This is a genomic window from unidentified bacterial endosymbiont, assembly GCF_918797525.1.
Taxonomy (GTDB): Bacteria; Pseudomonadota; Gammaproteobacteria; order Enterobacterales; family Enterobacteriaceae; genus Enterobacter.
The window spans coordinates 1-13,116 of sequence record NZ_OU963893.1; the positions used below are offsets into that span (position 1 = coordinate 1).

At 53.7% G+C, this 13,116-nt stretch carries 17 protein-coding genes; 7 read left to right on the forward strand and 10 right to left on the reverse strand.

Annotated features, from left to right (window positions below):
• Window positions 1–5 precede the first annotated feature (5 nt).
• Genes NL510_RS00005 through NL510_RS00025 form a run of 5 tightly spaced genes read right to left on the reverse strand, consistent with a single transcriptional unit; the run spans window position 6 to window position 1,176 of the window.
• A complete protein-coding gene (locus NL510_RS00005) occupies window positions 6–236 on the reverse strand; it encodes a phage filamentation protein Fil family protein (protein WP_253380580.1) in 231 nt (76 codons plus the stop codon).
• The gene (locus NL510_RS00010) at window positions 226–429 is read right to left on the reverse strand and encodes a DUF4761 family protein (protein ID WP_032654192.1); all 204 of its coding nucleotides are present in this window, start codon (window positions 427–429) and stop codon (window positions 226–228) included. Before NL510_RS00010 ends, NL510_RS00005 begins: the two co-directional genes overlap by 11 nt.
• 1 nt (window position 430) lies before the next feature.
• Window positions 431–673, reverse strand: a complete 243-nt coding sequence (locus tag NL510_RS00015; protein WP_032654195.1) for a hypothetical protein — start codon at window positions 671–673, stop codon at window positions 431–433.
• A gap of 7 nt (window positions 674–680) precedes the next feature.
• Complete coding sequence (locus NL510_RS00020; protein WP_016246742.1) at window positions 681–884, reverse strand: hypothetical protein; 204 nt, start codon at window positions 882–884, stop codon at window positions 681–683.
• A 10-nt stretch (window positions 885–894) separates the two neighbouring features.
• Window positions 895–1,176 carry a Cox family DNA-binding protein gene (locus NL510_RS00025; RefSeq protein WP_023309727.1) on the reverse strand — a complete coding sequence of 94 codons (282 nt, stop codon included), beginning with the start codon at window positions 1,174–1,176 and terminating at the stop codon, window positions 895–897.
• Between the two features lie 103 nt (window positions 1,177–1,279).
• Between NL510_RS00025 and NL510_RS00030 the strand changes: the two genes are divergently transcribed.
• Both NL510_RS00030 and NL510_RS00035 read left to right on the forward strand, forming a co-directional pair.
• Window positions 1,280–1,603, forward strand: coding sequence for a helix-turn-helix domain-containing protein (locus NL510_RS00030; RefSeq protein WP_032667984.1), 324 nt, complete (start codon window positions 1,280–1,282; stop codon window positions 1,601–1,603).
• A gap of 66 nt (window positions 1,604–1,669) precedes the next feature.
• Window positions 1,670–2,650 carry a phage integrase gene (locus NL510_RS00035; RefSeq protein WP_063928744.1) on the forward strand — a complete coding sequence of 327 codons (981 nt, stop codon included), beginning with the start codon at window positions 1,670–1,672 and terminating at the stop codon, window positions 2,648–2,650.
• 174 nt (window positions 2,651–2,824) lie between these two features.
• Here NL510_RS00035 and cpxP read toward each other — a convergent pair whose 3' ends face one another.
• Window positions 2,825–3,319, reverse strand: a complete 495-nt coding sequence (gene cpxP, locus NL510_RS00040) for a cell-envelope stress modulator CpxP (protein WP_253380582.1) — start codon at window positions 3,317–3,319, stop codon at window positions 2,825–2,827.
• A 150-nt stretch (window positions 3,320–3,469) separates the two neighbouring features.
• Between cpxP and cpxR the strand changes: the two genes are divergently transcribed.
• Window positions 3,470–4,168, forward strand: a complete 699-nt coding sequence (cpxR, locus tag NL510_RS00045) for an envelope stress response regulator transcription factor CpxR (RefSeq protein ID WP_003862004.1) — start codon at window positions 3,470–3,472, stop codon at window positions 4,166–4,168.
• Window positions 4,165–5,538 carry an envelope stress sensor histidine kinase CpxA gene (cpxA, locus tag NL510_RS00050; protein ID WP_253380584.1) on the forward strand — a complete coding sequence of 458 codons (1,374 nt, stop codon included), beginning with the start codon at window positions 4,165–4,167 and terminating at the stop codon, window positions 5,536–5,538. Before cpxR ends, cpxA begins: the two co-directional genes overlap by 4 nt.
• 93 nt (window positions 5,539–5,631) lie before the next feature.
• Here the strand turns inward: cpxA and yiiM are convergent, their stop codons facing one another.
• Together yiiM and sodA are read right to left on the reverse strand one after the other, a co-directional pair.
• Window positions 5,632–6,306, reverse strand: a complete 675-nt coding sequence (gene yiiM / locus NL510_RS00055; RefSeq protein WP_436298755.1) for a 6-hydroxyaminopurine reductase — start codon at window positions 6,304–6,306, stop codon at window positions 5,632–5,634.
• A gap of 70 nt (window positions 6,307–6,376) precedes the next feature.
• Window positions 6,377–6,997 (reverse strand): superoxide dismutase [Mn], encoded by a 621-nt coding sequence (gene sodA, locus NL510_RS00060; protein WP_253380588.1) that lies wholly within the window; start codon window positions 6,995–6,997, stop codon window positions 6,377–6,379.
• 290 nt (window positions 6,998–7,287) lie between these two features.
• On the opposite strand from sodA, the gene rhaT reads away from it, so the two are divergent.
• On the forward strand, window positions 7,288–8,322 hold the full coding sequence (rhaT, locus tag NL510_RS00065) for an L-rhamnose/proton symporter RhaT (RefSeq protein WP_253380590.1): 1,035 nt from the start codon (window positions 7,288–7,290) through the stop codon (window positions 8,320–8,322).
• On the opposite strand, the gene rhaR is transcribed toward rhaT, so the two are convergent.
• Window positions 8,323–9,168 (reverse strand): HTH-type transcriptional activator RhaR, encoded by an 846-nt coding sequence (gene rhaR / locus NL510_RS00070; RefSeq protein ID WP_253380592.1) that lies wholly within the window; start codon window positions 9,166–9,168, stop codon window positions 8,323–8,325.
• A 73-nt stretch (window positions 9,169–9,241) separates the two neighbouring features.
• Window positions 9,242–10,078, reverse strand: a complete 837-nt coding sequence (gene rhaS / locus NL510_RS00075) for an HTH-type transcriptional activator RhaS (protein WP_253380594.1) — start codon at window positions 10,076–10,078, stop codon at window positions 9,242–9,244.
• A 300-nt stretch (window positions 10,079–10,378) separates the two neighbouring features.
• On the opposite strand from rhaS, the gene rhaB reads away from it, so the two are divergent.
• Both rhaB and rhaA read left to right on the forward strand, forming a co-directional pair.
• A complete protein-coding gene (gene rhaB, locus NL510_RS00080; protein ID WP_253380596.1) occupies window positions 10,379–11,848 on the forward strand; it encodes a rhamnulokinase in 1,470 nt (489 codons plus the stop codon).
• A complete protein-coding gene (rhaA, locus tag NL510_RS00085; protein WP_253380598.1) occupies window positions 11,845–13,104 on the forward strand; it encodes an L-rhamnose isomerase in 1,260 nt (419 codons plus the stop codon). The genes rhaB and rhaA overlap by 4 nt, the downstream gene beginning before the upstream one ends.
• The last annotated feature ends 12 nt before the right edge of the window (window positions 13,105–13,116 follow it).

The window sequence follows — 13,116 nt, forward strand, 5'->3', positions numbered from 1 at the left end:
CCGAATTACTTAATTAGCTTTTTAAATAATCCAGCCAGTGTAAGCAGGAAGCCTTTATTTATTCTTTGGGTATAAATAAACGGTTTATTTTTACCTTGGATAAATTGAACCTTCGCCGGTTCGGGTTTAAAAAATCTTCCGTCCGGCGTTTCCAGCCAGCCGCGTGAGTTCTTGAAGTGCGTGACCTGGCACCCGTGCTTAAGCAGGCTTGCCAGTGATGGGCCTTCATCGTGCATTACTGCCCCCTTGCTTATACATCTGATCAACCGTGCGCATGGCTTCCGCTAAAGCAAAGTCACGCCCGTAATAATCGCCATTGCTGGAAATACGATAAGAGTGCTTAAACGTAAATGGATTACGCGGGCACTTTTGAATCGTGAAGCCACGATATAAATAAGAGTGGCGGCTTAATTGCACTAACTGACTCATATCATCTTCCTGTGATAGCCACTTTAAGATCAGCTATTAAACGGTTTAATTGCTCGCGCCCTTCTTCGTTCAGTGCTTCAATGCCGTAATCGTAAGCAGCAAGAATAGATATTTCCTGCTCACGCGAATCAATGGCAACCGTTACTTTAGTGCCCGGCTTTATATATGTCGGCACATCATAGGTATTGTTATCAGAAAAAGGGTTGATAACTGCCGTGTAGCTTTTATTCAGTGGATTGAACATATCGCCCTCACATTCCCAGCTTAAGCAATTCACCATCAACATGGCGGGCCACGTCTTTGGTTATTTTCTTAATCAGCTTTTTATCCCTGATCATGAACTCGCCGCTATTGGTGCGAATCATGAAGCCCGTTTGCATATCTTTTAAATGGGTGTCCAGAATGTCGTTGCATTCACGCACCCGGTTTTCGTGGTTGGCTGTTTTCTGGCTCATCGCGATAACCTCAAAGACCGATCCACAACAACCACGCGTCGCGCTGTTCTCTCGGACGGTTGTAATAGGCGTCACGCATTGCGCGGTTGAACTCAGGAATATAGATCCAGTTCTCAGCACGGGCGCCCAGGCTTTCCGGGTTTTTCCATGGGATGATCGGCAACTTACCGTCTTCAATCATGCTCTTAACCGTGGCGGGCTTCTTACCGATCAATTCGGCAAATTTTGGGTATGGAACCGCGTCAACAGCGTGACGCACTTCAATGAACCCCTCTAAATCTTTTTCGCTCATGTGTCATAATCCCCTTTGAAGCGTTTGAACGCTTATTTCGGCCTGTAACTGCTTATATTGGCGGTTACTCATGGTAGAGATTACCACCCTTGAGGACAATGTTATGGTAGAGATTTCCACCCCGTCAAGTGGGATGGGTGAAAAAATTCGTGTGATTAGAGATGCGGAGGGGCTAACAAGGCAGCAATTCTTTGAATTGACTGGAATACCTGCCGGAACCCAAAAATATTATGAGACAGGTAGAGTCGAGAGTATCGGCAGCGATATCTTGCTCAAGATCACTCAACACCCCCACTTTGCGAAATACACGCTCTGGTTAATGACAGGAAATACTGCACCAGAAGCCGGACAAATCGCCCCGGCTCTCTCTCTTGATGGGCCAGAAGCTGCGGCAACGTCGCGCCGCTCCGCCCGCAAAACTGGTTAACACTGCACCATGATTTCATTGACTGGATAGATTCAATTTCACTCTGTCATACCGGAGGGCTTCGCTATGTCGATTAAGAAGCTCGAAGGTGGTCAATATGAAGTAGACGTATGGCCGCGCGGACGTAACGGAAAACGTATCCGCAGGCGATTTGAGAAGAAACAAGAGGCAGTTCTTTTTGAGCGTTATGTACTAGCCAACGCCGACAAAAAAGAATGGCTGGGCGCGAGCGTCGACCGCCGCACCTTAAGCGAGTTGTTAGATACCTGGTGGCTGCTGTATGGACAGACTCAGGAAAATGGCGAGATTGAAAAACGGCACCTGAATAAAACGATCAGGGCGCTGGGTGATCCAGCCGTTAACCGACTGAACAAGCGAATGATTGCACAGCACCGAAGCCAACGGCTGGAAGACGGTATCAGCGCAGCAACGATCAACCGTGATATTTACCGCTTATCCGGGATGTTCAGCACGTTGATAAAGCTGGAAGAGTTCAGGAAGGAAAACCCCTGTAAGGGTCTGGAACCTCTGAAAGAAGCGCCGCCAGCTATGACTTATCTCGCTAAATCAGAGATCAGCAAATTGCTGGATACTCTTACCGGCGACGATCGACGCGTGGCACTGCTATGCCTCAGCACCGGCGCACGCTGGGGTGAAGGAAGCACACTGCGAGGTGAGCAGGTAAATCACGGGCGCGTGACGTTCCTTAAGACCAAAAACGGGAAAAAACGCACGGTTCCGATATCGGAAGAACTGGAGAAAGAGATCAAGACCAGCGACACCGGGCCACTGTTCAAAGTTGATTATGAAAACTTCTGCGAACGGCTCAAACAGGTTAAGCCCGATTTACCACGCGGGCAGGCCACGCATGTGCTTCGGCATACGTTCGCAAGCTGGTTCATGATGAACGGGGGAAACATTATTGCGTTACAGCAAATTCTGGGGCACGCCAGCATACAACAGACGATGGTTTATGCTCACCTTGCCCCCGATTACCTGCAACACGCAGTAACGTTAAACCCTCTCGGCGGCGGGTTGGCGGTGTAACAATGTTGTCTACATCTTGTCTACACCCGTAACGCTATATCCTTCTTGTAACTGCTTATGGCTGTTGCAAGAAGGGTTGATTTATAAGGGATTTTTTCTAAGTACCTGATAAAAAAAACCCCCACATCATGTGGGGGAAGACAGGGATGGTGTCTATGGCAAGGAAAACAGGATTTACTGGTTAGTACTGCTACTGAAAAACGTCGTTTCTGAGCTTCGCTGCATCCGTGCTACCTCACGCAACTGGTCCATCCGTTGCTGATGTTTGTCATTCAAAACCGCTTGCTGCTCGGGCGATAGCAGATGGAACATTTGGTTGCGAACCTTCGCCAATTCTACCTGGCGGGCAATCTGTTCCTGTGCCATCTTTTCTGCCTGAGCGCGTACTGCGCTTTCGTCAAAATTTTCTGCGGTGACAAGGCGATGCATTGTCTCCATTTCGCTAACATTAACAGGGGGCCGATCGTGTCTTGCCCTTTGCATTAAATCTCGCATCTGTTGACGCTGATGTTCGGTTAAACTTATGCCGTCAAACATATGGTTTTGGCTGCTGTGGGGCGCTGCACCCTCTTGCGAGGAACCGTTATCGCCGATAATAGTTACACCAGCCTGGCTAAATGCACTGAACGCCAGCGTTGAGGCCATGACGGCAGCGATAACTTTGCGCATCACTTGCTCCCAAAATCTTTCGTGTCGCGATTCAACGAGAGACAGTCTACGATTCAGGCTGCAAACATGCGTCAGGGGGTGTAAAACAACGTAAAGTCATGGATTAGCTAGCCTTGATGTCGTAATTTCTGCCTCGGAGGTATTTAAATAATGAATAAAATCCTGTTAGTTGACGATGACCGAGAGCTCACATCTCTTTTAAAAGAGTTGCTCGACATGGAAGGTTTCAACGTTCTGGTCGCCCATGATGGCGAGCAGGCGCTGAGTCTCCTTGACGATAGCATCGATCTACTTTTGCTTGACGTCATGATGCCGAAGAAAAACGGCATTGATACGTTGAAAGAGCTTCGCCAGACACACCAGACCCCCGTCATTATGCTGACCGCACGCGGCAGCGAACTTGACCGTGTACTCGGCCTTGAGCTGGGCGCGGATGACTATTTACCTAAGCCGTTCAACGACCGTGAACTGGTCGCCCGTATTCGCGCTATCCTGCGTCGTTCCCACTGGAGCGAACAGCAGCAAAATACGGACAACAGTTCGCCAACGCTTGAAGTAGACTCCCTGAGCCTGAATCCGGGTCGCCAGGAAGCGAGCTTCGACGGTGAAACGCTGGAACTGACCGGCACAGAGTTCACCCTGCTGTATCTGCTGGCGCAGCATCTTGGCCAGGTGGTATCGCGTGAACACTTAAGCCAGGAAGTGCTGGGCAAACGCCTCACTCCGTTTGATCGCGCCATTGATATGCACATCTCGAACCTGCGCCGTAAGCTGCCGGAACGTAAAGATGGTCACCCATGGTTTAAAACCCTGCGTGGTCGCGGCTATCTGATGGTTTCCGCTTCATGATAGGGAGCTTAACCGCCCGCATTTTTGCCATTTTCTGGCTCACGCTGGCATTGGTTTTAATGCTCGTGTTGATGTTGCCAAAACTCGACTCACGCCAAATGACGGAGCTTCTCGACAGCGAGCAACGTCAAGGCGTGATGATCGAGCAGCATGTTGAAGCTGAGCTGGCAAACGATCCGCCAAACGATTTGATGTGGTGGCGCAGGCTGTTTCGCGCCATCGATAAGTGGGCGCCGCCCGGACAACGCCTGCTGCTGGTCACCAGCGAAGGTCGCGTTATTGGGGCCGATCGCAATGAAATGCAAATTATCCGTAACTTCATTGGCCAGGCGGATAACGCCGATCACCCCCAGAAGAAAAAATATGGTCGGGTAGAGATGGTTGGCCCCTTCTCTATCAGGGATGGGGAAGACAACTACCAGCTGTACCTGATTCGCCCTGCAAGTAACTCTCAATCCGATTTCATCAACCTGCTGTTTGACCGTCCGCTTCTGCTACTGATTGTCACGATGCTGGTCAGTTCTCCGCTGCTGTTATGGCTGGCATGGAGCCTGGCGAAACCGGCACGTAAGTTGAAAAACGCCGCCGATGAAGTTGCCCAGGGTAACCTGAGACAACATCCGGAGCTGGAAGCCGGGCCGCAGGAATTCCTTGCCGCCGGGACCAGTTTTAACCAGATGGTGACGGCGCTTGATCGGATGATGACCGCGCAGCAACGCCTGCTGTCGGACATCTCGCACGAGCTGCGTACGCCGCTGACCCGACTACAGCTGGGCACCGCTCTGCTGCGCCGCCGTAGCGGTGAGAGCAAAGAGCTGGAGCGTATCGAAACGGAAGCCCACCGGCTTGACAGCATGATCAACGATTTGCTGGTCATGTCGCGCAATCAGCAGAAGAACGCGCTGGTCAGCGAAACGGTGAAAGCCAATCATCTGTGGCATGAAGTGTTAGATAACGCCGCATTTGAAGCTGAACAGATGGGTAAATCGTTCACCGTCAACTTCCCACCGGGGCCATGGCCGCTGTACGGTAACCCTAACACGCTTGAGAGCGCGCTGGAGAATATCGTGCGTAACGCCCTGCGCTACTCGAACACGAAGATTGAGGTGGCGTTCTCGGTGGATAAAGACGGGATAACCGTTATTGTCGACGACGATGGGCCTGGCGTCAGCCCGGAAGATCGCGAGCAGATTTTCCGTCCGTTTTACCGTACCGATGAGGCACGTGATCGTGAATCAGGCGGCACGGGGCTGGGCCTGGCGATTGTCGAAACCGCTATGCAGCAGCACCGCGGCTGGGTGAAAGCCGACGACAGCCCGCTGGGCGGGTTGCGTTTAACGCTTTGGCTACCATTGTATAAGCGTTCGTAGCCCCTCACCCTCAACCCATAGGCTGAGGATTCCCCACAAAAACATGCCTGCACTGACGACCCCCTCTCCCTTCAAGGCCGGGATGAGGGGCAATTATTTCCCCCACAATCTACGCGAATCATCCTCGATCTTGCGGCTTAAACGCCGCTTTTGCATCGTTCTTGTCCAGCTTGTAGATAACCCCGCCGCCGATAGCAGGCGCTGATATTGCTCCTCGTCAAACGGCATATGCCAGGCTATCGCACAGGCGTCGTACACTGACACGTCACTCAGGCGTGACGCGAGTTCCAGCGGCGCGTCCGCAGAAACCTGTCCTGCCAGCACCACACGGTACAGCCAGCCGGTTTTGCCCGCCGTTTGCAGTTGCGCCGACATATCGCTGATGCCGAAATGATAATTAAGTTTGAAGCAGGGTGAACGCGGTTGCGTCACCTGTATCAGGGCGCGGCCCCAGCGGAAGATGTCGCCGATAAAAACGTTATTCTCAGTCAGCCCTTCAGTAGAAAGGTTCTCGCCAAAGGCTGGCGCGACAAACAGGTCAGCCTGCCCGGGATATTCCGTTATCCAGTGGCGATAATGCTCGCGTGGGTAGTGACATAACGCACGGTCGGGCCCGCCGTGGATTTTCTTTTCAGCCTGCTCGTCGCCCGCAAGCCCGAGGTCGGTTAACGTCAGCTCACCGTCAACCTGAATTTTCGCGATGGCGCTCGGGCGGCTGCCGTCGTAATCCCTTACCTTGCCTGTAAACACGTTCACCGGATAATGCATCGCTGCTCCTTTCTGCAGAGACAAAAAAAGCGAGTCATCAGACTCGCTTCTCACAGGTGTCAATGCAACTTTATTTTTTAGCGGCGAAACGCGCGGCAGCTTCGTCCCAGTTCACTACGTCCCAGAAGGCTTTGATGTAGTCCGGACGACGGTTCTGGAATTTCAGGTAATAAGCGTGTTCCCACACGTCCAGCCCCACGATAGGGAAACCGGATGCGCCAGAGATGGCTTCACCCATCAGCGGGGAGTCCTGGTTAGCGGTAGAAACCACCGCCAGTTTGTCACCTTTCAGAACCAGCCATGCCCAGCCAGAGCCGAAACGGGTCGCAGCGGCTTTCTCGAATTCCGCTTTGAAGTTGTCTACGGAGCCGAAGTCGCGCTCAATGGCTGCTTTCAGGTCGCCCTGCAGGGTGGTGCCGGTTTTCAGGCCCTTCCAGAACAGGCTGTGGTTAGCGTGACCGCCCGCGTTATTACGCAGAACGGTTTTCTTGTCCGCTGGCAGTTGGTCCAGTTTGGCGATCAGCTCTTCCGCAGACAGGTTAGCGAATTCTGGCAGACTTTCCAGCGCGGCATTCGCGTTGTTCACATAGGTCTGGTGGTGTTTAGTGTGATGGATTTCCATCGTCTGCTTGTCGAAATGCGGTTCCAGTGCGTCGTAGGCATACGGCAGGGATGGCAGTGTATAACTCATAATCCTCTCCATTAGTGTCGGGCGGCACAGCGGTTAATGCCGCGTAAGCAGTTGGTTCATTATAGTTAATTAAATGATATTGAAAATGATTATCAATGCCTTAGTTTCTGTGTGGTTATTCGTTTTGCAATAAAGCGTGGAATTGTGAGTCTCCTCACGTGGTTAACGTCCTGACTGCCATCCTGAACCAAAGTGCGGCAACCTTCTGAAGGTTCCTAAACCGCCTAATTTTTATACTCATCAAGTCGGCGGGAAGCCACCGGCTTAAAAAAACGATGAGGATATAAAAAATGAATCATGCGATTACGATGGGTATTTTCTGGCATTTGATAGGCGCAGCCAGTGCGGCCTGTTTCTATGCCCCGTTTAAAAAGGTTAAACATTGGTCATGGGAAACCATGTGGTCCGTTGGTGGTACCGTGTCATGGCTGATTTTGCCGTGGACCATTAGCGCCATGCTGCTCCCGGATTTCTGGGGCTACTTCTCCTCTTTCAACGCTTCCACCCTGCTGCCGGTGTTTCTGTTTGGCGCAATGTGGGGCATCGGCAACATCAACTATGGCCTCACCATGCGCTATCTCGGCATGTCGATGGGGATTGGTATTGCGATTGGTATTACCCTGATTGTCGGCACGCTGATGACGCCCATTCTTAACGGCAACTTCGACGTGCTGATCAATACGCAGGGCGGGCGAATGACACTGCTCGGTGTGCTGGTCGCGGTGATAGGCGTAGGTATCGTTACCCGCGCAGGCCAGCTCAAAGAGCGCAAAATGGGCATCCGGGCCGAAGACTTTAATCTGCAGAAAGGTCTGCTGTTGGCGGTGATGTGCGGCATCTTTTCCGCAGGGATGTCCTTTGCGATGAACGCCGCCAAACCGATGCATGAAGCCGCCGCTGCGCTGGGCGTTGATCCCCTGTATGTTGCGCTACCGAGCTATGTGGTGATCATGGGCGGCGGCGCGCTGGTTAACCTCGGGTACTGCTTCATTCGCCTGGCAAAAGTGAAGAGCTTGTCGGTAAAAGCGGACTTTTCGCTGGCAAAATCGCTCATCATTACCAATGCTCTGCTCTCTGCGCTTGGCGGACTGATGTGGTATCTGCAGTTTTTCTTCTACGCCTGGGGCCACGCCAGCATTCCGGCGCAGTATGACTACATGAGCTGGATGCTGCATATGAGCTTCTACGTACTGTGCGGCGGGCTGGTTGGCCTGGTGCTAAAGGAGTGGAAAAACGCCGGGCGTCGGCCAGTGAGCGTGCTGAGTCTGGGCTGCGTGGTGATTATTATCGCAGCCAATATTGTCGGCCTCGGCATGGCGAACTGATTACGCGGCCTTTCGGCTACGATGACGCCACTGCACTGGCGTCATCCCCACCTCACGATTGAACACCACCGAAAAATAGTTGCTGTCCTCAAAACCACAGCGCATCGCCACTTCACTGACCATCAGTTCCGTATGCTGTAGCAAGTACTGGGCATGGCAGATGCGCAGTTGGCGTAAATAGTGGTTCACCGTCATCCCGGTCTGGGCGCGGAACTGCTGGCGTAGCGTACGTTCGCTGCATTGCTCCTGCTCGCAGAATTTCTCCAGTACGAAGCTCTTGTTCAGGCTACCCGCAAGGGTAGTGATCAGCTTATCCAGCAGCGCGTCCTGGGGGGCACAAGGGTTATCGCTAGCGTAACGGTGGCGCTTTAGCGTCATCGCCAACTGGGCAAAAAGCAGCTCCGCCATTGGGTTAGCGACGGCATCACGCTTCTGGCTCTCCTGCTCCAGAAGCGAAATAATCTGCCGCGCCTGAGTCATGCCGTTACTGCTTAAACGCCAGTGCGCAGGGCTTTTCACATCAAGAAAACCGGGAATAGTGCTCGCCCAGTCGACGTTGAGTTTCAGCCTGTCCGGACAGTAAATGACGTTCTGTAACACCAGATCGTTGACCGAGGCGTAGGAGTGTTTATCTTCGGCGCGGATGTAAAACAGATCCCCTCGTGTAATGCGATATGGCCGGTCGTTGAGAACGTGCAAGCCATTGCCTCGCCATACCAGCACCAGCTCACAGAACTCATGAGTATGCTCTGCAAAGACGTTTTGCGGATAGCGATCGGCCACCGCGACGGCCTGAGCGGCGGAGGCAAAAAAATCGTCTTTGCGTAGGATTAACTGAGCGGCCACACCACAACCTCAACGGCGAATAACCTGACATTATTACCCTTTTTGCGGCAAAAAAACGGTGACTGCTCTCGCGTTACTGAAGTGATGCATCCTTACCCTGACGAATATCGCGCGGGGACCAGCTAAACTCGCGGCGAAAGAGGGTCGAAAAGTGATTACTGTCGCCAAAACCACAGCGGTAGGCAATATCCGTAACACTATCGTCAGTATGGCGCAGCAAGTGACGCGCTTTGATCAACCGCAAACGGTTAAGATAACGCTGAGGCGTCAGCCCGGTATGGTGCTTAAGCTGGCGGTGCAGGGTACGCAGCGACAGGGAAAAATTATCAGCCAGCGTTTCCCAGCAAACGTCCTCGGCGAAATGCTCCTCCAGCCAGGCCATCAGTTGCGTCAGCCGCGCGTCGTTATTTTCCAGCCCTTCCACCAGGCTTCCACGGCGCAGCAGCACCAGCAGCTGCATAAACAGCAGTTCACGGGTGGCAATGGCATGGGTTTCCTGTCCGTCCTCGCTCTTCTCCATCTGGCTTACCAACTGTCGCACCTGCGATAGCGTGGACTGATTCACCCGCCAGTGCGACGGGTAGTGTCCATCCTTCTCCTGCGGTAGCAGTTGATTGAGGCCAGAGAGGAACTGGAACGCCTCCGGGGAACGATAGAGAACATTGGTCAGGCACAGATTATCGGTATGTTCATACAAATGTCTGTCGTGATCGCGAACGAAGCATACCGTCCCCCCGCTGATGGTGTACGGCTGGCCGTTAAACACATGAATGCCCGTACCCTGTTCGACGATCACAATTTCATGGAAATCATGATGATGTTCCGGAAATGCAGCCTGAGGGAGCCGTGGCTCTATCGCGACAGGCGAACCTCCCGAAGGAAAAAAATCCACGCTGTGTAGTACGGTCATAACGGCCCCACCAATGAGAAATATTCTCAGAATAGTAATTAAGGGCTTAAAGACTGACCTTAAATTTTCGGCAGTAAAGGTCGCAAAAACTGTCCGTTTTTTAAGAAACGGGCACAAAGATCGTGAAATGCGGACACCATCACATTGCCTGCCAACCCCTTGATGACTGGAAACTGTGAACTCTCTCACGTTCATCTTTGCTTTCTTGCCAGCCCCAGATTTCGTCTGTCAGTGGCGAGAAGGTGTCTTTTTCGTCCCTTTCTTACACTCATTACCAATGACTTAAAGAAGGACCCGACCATGACTTTTCGCCATTGTGTGGCCGTCGATTTAGGCGCATCCAGCGGCCGCGTCATGCTGGCCACGTATGACGGTAACCAGCGCACGCTTTCGCTTCGCGAAATGCACCGTTTTGCCAACTGCCTGCAAAAACAGGAGGGTTTTGATACCTGGGATATCGACGGCCTGGAGACCGAGATCCGCGCGGGACTGAACCATGTCTGCAATGAAGGCATTCTTATCGACAGCATTGGCATTGATACCTGGGGCGTGGATTACGTGCTGCTGGGCCGTGATGGCGAGCGTGTCGGCCTGCCCGTCTCCTATCGTGACAAGCGTACCGAAGGCCTGATGGCGGATGCCATCGCTCAACTGGGTAAAAAGCGTATTTACGGGCGCAGCGGTATTCAGTTCCTGCCCTTCAATACGCTCTTCCAACTGCGTGCGCTAATGGAGCAGCAGCCAGACGTTGCCGCGACCGTCGCCCATGTGCTACTGATCCCGGACTATTTCAGCTACCGCCTGACCGGCTGCATGAACTGGGAATACACCAACGCCACCACCACTCAACTGGTGAATATCAACGCCGACAGCTGGGATGAAACCCTGCTGGACTGGACCGGCGCATCGCCCGCCTGGTTTGGCGCGCCCACCCATCCGGGTAATGTGATCGGTCAGTGGATTTGTCCGCAAGGTAACCACATTCCGGTGGTCGCGGTCGCCAGCCACGATACCGCCAGCGCGGTGATCGCCTCACCGCTCGCCAGTAAAGATGCCGCTTACCTCTCCTCCGGAACCTGGTCATTGATGGGCTTTGAGAGCAAAACGCCCTATACCTGCGAGGCGGCCCTGGCGGCAAATATCACCAACGAAGGTGGGGCAGAAGGCCGCTATCGGGTGCTGAAGAACATCATGGGGCTATGGCTGCTTCAGCGCGTGCTGAAAGAGCAAAACATTCGCGATCTGCCTGCGCTTATCGCAGAAACCGAAAAGCTCCCCCCCTGCAGCTTCCTGATTAATCCAAACGACGATCGCTTTATCAACCCAACGCACATGAGTGCCGAAATCCAGGCTGCCTGTGTCGAGGCAGGCCTGGCGGTTCCCTCTACCCCCGCCGAACTGGCGCGCTGCATTTTTGACAGCCTCGCCCTGCTGTATGCCGACGTGCTGAGCGAGCTGGCTGAGCTACGCGGCAAGCCGTTTAGCCAACTGCATATCGTCGGCGGCGGCTGCCAGAACCGGTTGCTAAACCAGCTTTGTGCCGATGCCTGCGGCATCACCGTGATTGCGGGCCCGGTTGAGGCCTCCACGCTCGGGAATATCGGCGTTCAACTGATGGCGCTTGATGAACTGGCAAGCGTTGACGATTTCCGCTCGGTGGTGACGGAGAACTACAGCCTGACCACCTTTACACCCAATCCCTGCCATGAAATTGCACGCTATCGGGAGCAGTTTCAGCAAAAACGTCTGACAAAGGAGCTTTGCGCATGACCACTCAATTAGAACAAGCCTGGGACCTGGCTAAACAGCGTTTCGCCGCCGTCGGTGTGGATGTCGAAGAGGCACTGCACCAGCTCGACCGCCTGCCTGTCTCCATGCACTGCTGGCAGGGCGATGACGTCGCTGGTTTCGAAAATCCGGGCGGTTCGCTGACGGGTGGCATTCAGGCTACCGGCAACTACCCGGGTAAAGCGCGCAACGCTACCGAACTGCGCGCCGACCTGGAGCTGGCGCTGAGCCTGATCCCCGGTCCAAAACGCCTCAATCTGCATGCGATCTATCTCGAATCCGACGAGCCGGTCGCGCGCAATGAAATTAAACCGGAACACTTTACGAACTGGGTACAGTGGGCGAAAGCCAACAAACTGGGGCTGGATTTTAACCCTTCCTGCTTCTCGCACCCGCTGAGCGCCGACGGCTTTACCCTGGCGCATGCCAACGATGAAATCCGCCAGTTCTGGATTGACCACGTGAAGGCCAGCCGCCGCGTCTCGGCGTATTTTGGCGAGCAGCTTGGCACACCATCGGTGATGAACATCTGGATCCCGGACGGCATGAAAGACATCACCGTCGACCGTCTGGCACCACGTCAGCGCCTGCTGGCCGCGCTGGATGAAGCGATTAGCGAAAAACTGAACCCGGCGCACCACATCGACGCCGTGGAGAGCAAGCTGTTCGGTATTGGCGCAGAAAGCTATACCGTCGGCTCGAACGAGTTCTACATGGGTTACGCCACCAGCCGCCAGACGGCACTGTGCCTGGATGCGGGTCACTTCCACCCGACAGAGGTTATCTCCGACAAAATCTCCGCCGCCATGCTCTACGTCCCGCGTCTGCTGCTGCACGTTAGCCGCCCGGTGCGTTGGGATAGCGACCACGTGGTGCTGCTGGATGACGAAACCCAGGCCATCGCCAGCGAAATTATCCGTCATGACCTGTTCGACCGCGTGCACATTGGCCTCGACTTCTTTGATGCCTCCATCAACCGTATCGCAGCCTGGGTTATCGGCACCCGCAACATGAAGAAAGCCCTGCTGCGCGCCCTGTTGGAGCCAACCTCTGCGTTGAAACAGCTGGAAGAGAAAGGCGACTACACCGCACGCCTGGCGCTGCTTGAAGAGCAAAAATCCCTGCCGTGGCAGGCAGTGTGGGAAATGTACTGCCAGCGCAACGATGCCCCGGTAGGTAGCCAGTGGCTGGATAACGTACGGGCATATGAGAAAAACGTGCTGGAAAAGCGCGGGTAACCCCCTTATCGC

Coding starts and splice junctions, on each gene's coding strand:
- rhaT (WP_253380590.1), top strand. CDS start 7,288: ATGAATCATGCGATTACGATGGGTATTTTCTGGCATTTGATAGGCGCA.
- sodA (WP_253380588.1), bottom strand. CDS start 6,997: ATGAGTTATACACTGCCATCCCTGCCGTATGCCTACGACGCACTGGAA.
- NL510_RS00035 (WP_063928744.1), top strand. CDS start 1,670: ATGTCGATTAAGAAGCTCGAAGGTGGTCAATATGAAGTAGACGTATGG.
- NL510_RS00030 (WP_032667984.1), top strand. CDS start 1,280: ATGGTAGAGATTTCCACCCCGTCAAGTGGGATGGGTGAAAAAATTCGT.
- NL510_RS00005 (WP_253380580.1), bottom strand. CDS start 236: ATGCACGATGAAGGCCCATCACTGGCAAGCCTGCTTAAGCACGGGTGC.
- cpxP (WP_253380582.1), bottom strand. CDS start 3,319: ATGCGCAAAGTTATCGCTGCCGTCATGGCCTCAACGCTGGCGTTCAGT.
- rhaA (WP_253380598.1), top strand. CDS start 11,845: ATGACCACTCAATTAGAACAAGCCTGGGACCTGGCTAAACAGCGTTTC.
- cpxR (WP_003862004.1), top strand. CDS start 3,470: ATGAATAAAATCCTGTTAGTTGACGATGACCGAGAGCTCACATCTCTT.
- rhaB (WP_253380596.1), top strand. CDS start 10,379: ATGACTTTTCGCCATTGTGTGGCCGTCGATTTAGGCGCATCCAGCGGC.
- NL510_RS00015 (WP_032654195.1), bottom strand. CDS start 673: ATGTTCAATCCACTGAATAAAAGCTACACGGCAGTTATCAACCCTTTT.
- rhaS (WP_253380594.1), bottom strand. CDS start 10,078: ATGACCGTACTACACAGCGTGGATTTTTTTCCTTCGGGAGGTTCGCCT.
- NL510_RS00025 (WP_023309727.1), bottom strand. CDS start 1,176: ATGAGCGAAAAAGATTTAGAGGGGTTCATTGAAGTGCGTCACGCTGTT.
- NL510_RS00020 (WP_016246742.1), bottom strand. CDS start 884: ATGAGCCAGAAAACAGCCAACCACGAAAACCGGGTGCGTGAATGCAAC.
- yiiM (WP_436298755.1), bottom strand. CDS start 6,306: ATGCATTATCCGGTGAACGTGTTTACAGGCAAGGTAAGGGATTACGAC.
- cpxA (WP_253380584.1), top strand. CDS start 4,165: ATGATAGGGAGCTTAACCGCCCGCATTTTTGCCATTTTCTGGCTCACG.
- NL510_RS00010 (WP_032654192.1), bottom strand. CDS start 429: ATGAGTCAGTTAGTGCAATTAAGCCGCCACTCTTATTTATATCGTGGC.